Source organism: Chitinispirillales bacterium (genome assembly GCA_031254455.1).
Taxonomy (GTDB): domain Bacteria; phylum Fibrobacterota; class Chitinivibrionia; order Chitinivibrionales; family Chitinivibrionaceae; genus WRFX01.
Genome location: JAIRUI010000012.1, coordinates 1 through 3,041, shown reverse-complemented (window position 1 = coordinate 3,041; position 3,041 = coordinate 1). Strand labels below are relative to the sequence as shown.

General features: G+C 38.8%; 8 protein-coding genes. 7 read left to right on the top strand and 1 reads right to left on the bottom strand.

Annotation, left to right across the window (positions count from 1 at the left end):
* The 7 genes from LBH98_00765 to LBH98_00735 all read left to right on the top strand — a co-directional run.
* On the top strand, window positions 1-581 hold a 581-nt coding region (locus tag LBH98_00765; GenBank protein MDR0303295.1), incomplete at its 5' end, for a hypothetical protein.
* Between the two features lie 40 nt (window positions 582-621).
* Window positions 622-774, top strand: a complete 153-nt coding sequence (locus LBH98_00760; protein ID MDR0303294.1) for a hypothetical protein — start codon at window positions 622-624, stop codon at window positions 772-774.
* 77 nt (window positions 775-851) lie between these two features.
* The gene (locus LBH98_00755) at window positions 852-1,757 is read left to right on the top strand and encodes a hypothetical protein (protein MDR0303293.1); all 906 of its coding nucleotides are present in this window, start codon (window positions 852-854) and stop codon (window positions 1,755-1,757) included.
* Entirely contained in the window at window positions 1,741-2,151 is a 411-nt protein-coding gene (locus LBH98_00750) for a hypothetical protein (protein MDR0303292.1), read from the top strand. Before LBH98_00755 ends, LBH98_00750 begins: the two co-directional genes overlap by 17 nt.
* Window positions 2,148-2,309, top strand: a complete 162-nt coding sequence (locus LBH98_00745) for a hypothetical protein (protein MDR0303291.1) — start codon at window positions 2,148-2,150, stop codon at window positions 2,307-2,309. The genes LBH98_00750 and LBH98_00745 overlap by 4 nt, the downstream gene beginning before the upstream one ends.
* 1 nt (window position 2,310) lies before the next feature.
* On the top strand, window positions 2,311-2,535 hold the full coding sequence (locus LBH98_00740; protein MDR0303290.1) for a hypothetical protein: 225 nt from the start codon (window positions 2,311-2,313) through the stop codon (window positions 2,533-2,535).
* 167 nt (window positions 2,536-2,702) lie between these two features.
* Window positions 2,703-2,843 carry a recombinase family protein gene (locus LBH98_00735; protein ID MDR0303289.1) on the top strand — a complete coding sequence of 47 codons (141 nt, stop codon included), beginning with the start codon at window positions 2,703-2,705 and terminating at the stop codon, window positions 2,841-2,843.
* A gap of 18 nt (window positions 2,844-2,861) precedes the next feature.
* Here LBH98_00735 and LBH98_00730 read toward each other — a convergent pair.
* Window positions 2,862-3,041 (bottom strand): KTSC domain-containing protein (locus LBH98_00730; protein MDR0303288.1); only part of this gene is annotated, 180 nt, incomplete at its 5' end.

The window sequence follows — 3,041 nt, the reverse complement described above, 5'->3', positions numbered from 1 at the left end:
TACAAAATGCGCCGACGCCGATTGAAAACACGGAAGCGCCGGCGGAGGGTTTTGAAGTTTGCAGAGAGGTTGCAGAGAATATTTTTACGCGCATAATGAATTGGCAACCGCTTGATGAGGCGGCTGAAATTGCGGCGAACAAATTAGAGGCTAAAATGAGGGATGCTAATTTTTTTAGCGATCAATATGAGTTGACGCAAAAGCAAAAAGATTTCATACGCGACATTATAGCGAGAGCGATAAAAGATGCGGCTATAGAAGCGGCGGAAGGGATGAAAGATTACAGAGAGAAATTAGACGATTATACCGGAAAAACCGTAATTGAAGAAATGATAAAAATACCGGAAATGACAATGCGAACGATAGGAAAAAACGTAAACAGAGGCGCGCTTTTAGCGATGACGGCGGTGCAAGCGAAAGCTACAAACGAAGACCGTGACGAAATTTTAATGTGGAAAAGCAAAACTACGGGAGATATAACGATACCTACGCGAGGCGTATTTATATCCACAAATTGCATTGAGAAGATAAAACAGGCGATAAATTTCCATGAAATTGAAATTGATACGGAAGTTGTGTAAAAAGCGGTTTAACGATTTGAAAAGAAAGGAAAGATAGAAAATGAATAATCAAAACCTAAACATCACCGACGCTTTCAAGGAAATATTTGGCGAATATGCAAAAGACGTTAAAAACGAGTTTTCAAGAAAAGCGGAAGTTATTACAAAACGGATTGAAGCAGGAACAAAAATTCAAAAGGAGTTGGCAAAGTGAAAAATCAAGAAAGTATGATGCAGATTTCGCTTTTTGATACGAAGCGATTGAAAAGTATTTTGGAGCGAGGTAAATAAATGATTCCATATTTGGGGTGTAAGGAGAAAGTTGCTGGTGATATTCTAAAAGTTATACCCACTGCTGAAAACTTTTACGACCTGTTTGGCGGTGGCGGCTGCATAACTGAAACGGCTTGTAATTTTTACTATAATTTCTTTGGTCAAACAGAATGGAAAAAGTGGGAAAACATACACTACAACGAATTGAATGCGGGAGTTTATTTGCTCAACAAAGAAATATGGGAGGGTAAATTTGATTTTGAAAAAGCAAAAAGAACGTGGATAAGCCGCGAAGAATTTACCGCACAAAAAGACGAGCCGACAGCGTGGGGAGCAATGGTGCGGTGCTGCTGGAGTTTTGGCAATGACGGCGATTCGTATTTGTATGGAAACAGTATAGAATTAGGGAAAAAATTATTGCATTATTTATCCTTGAGCGATGTTGTTGCAGGCAAAACGCAAAAATGCAAGCGGTTAAATTTGCAAAGAGCTATTAAAAAAATTGCTGGGGAAAGATGTGCCGAGATGCAAAGTTTAGAACGTTTGCAAAGTTTAGAAAGTTTGCAAAGTTTAGAAAGTTTGCAAAGATTAGAAAGTTTGCAAAGATTAGAAAAAACAAATCACGATTACCGAGATGTAAAAATAAAGCCGAATAGTGTTGTTTATTGCGATATCCCTTATGATTGCACTTCTGATAATTACGGTGTAAAATTCGACCATAAAGAGTTTTACGATTGGGCGGCAACGCGACCGTTCCCTGTTTATATCTCGGAGTATAAATGTGACGATGGGCGTTTTCAGCAAGTTTGGCAGAGTGAAAGTATCGCGATAGGTATGAAAAAGGACAATAAAGCCGTCCGAAGAACTGAAAAATTGTTTTGGAATAAAGTAAAAATGGAGGTTAAAAATGTTAATTGCAGTTGATTTTGACGGAACTTGTGTCACACACGAGTATCCAAATGTTGGCAAAGATATTGGAGCGCAAAAAATTTTGAAACGCCTTGTCGATAGAGGCGACGATTTAATTCTTTGGACGATGCGAAGCGGCAAAGAACTTGACGATGCAGTTGCTTGGTTTGATGATAATGAAATACCTCTTTTTGGAGTAAATCAAAATCCGACACAGCACAAATGGACTCAAAGCCAAAAAGCATACGCAAATATTTACATCGACGACGCGGCTCTCGGTTGTCCGTTAGTTATGCGCGACATAAGCGATAGACCGTTTGTGGATTGGGAAAAGGTCGAGCAAATGTTGTTTGATCAGGATTTAATAATCGGACACACTGTTTTAATTGAAGTGGGTGATAAATTATGAAAGCACTATTCCTTTTTGCAGGTTTGGGCGGATATGCTTATCCGTTTTATCAAAGCGGCGAATACGAAAATAGCGTTCGATACGGTGATTATACATTTATGCAAGATTTTTGCGATAAATGGGAATTGATTGGCGAAATGGAAAACAAGGGAGAATAAAATGGGGAAAAGAATGTGGGATTCGGCACTAACCGAAAATGAACAAGAAAAGGCAGCGGACGATTATATTATCGGCTGCTTGAAATGCGCGGCAAAGCATTACCAAACGATAGGGATTGAGGATAAATATATACTTGTCGCGGGAGCGACGGCGGGATTGGAAAGAAAAAGAATGCTGCAAAGTAAAAACGACGGAAGATTTTACAGACAAGGGGATTGTAATTAAAGGAAAGGGCGTTATGTCAAAAGGGGTAAAAAAATGAACGGTTTAAGTTGGGAAGAAGAAATGCTTTTTGTAAAAGCGTACAAAAGTTTAGGTTTGGATTTTTATAAGGAGGATGCGGCGACTAAACGGAAGGAAGAAAGGGAAAAACGATTAGAGGAGTAAAATAAATGATTTACGGATATATCAGAGTTTCCACCGACAAGCAAACGGTAGAAAATCAACGTTATGAAATCAATAGCATTTTGGGCTTCCGCGTCGTGTTTGATTGCGAGGATTCTAATGAAAACGAAAAAAGAGAAGTTGAATGACAAAATATAATACGTCCTCTATTTTCCGTATATAAAGTAAGGGCGGATGAATCTTGTAAAATAACCGCCCAAACTCGGCGCATAAGCCCATTGTTTTAACATTTCAAGGCTTATGTTGTTATATTCATAAGTTGCGCCGCTTGGAAACGTTACGCTTACAATTCTTGTTTTTGCGTCATAAGAAACCGCATCTATAAC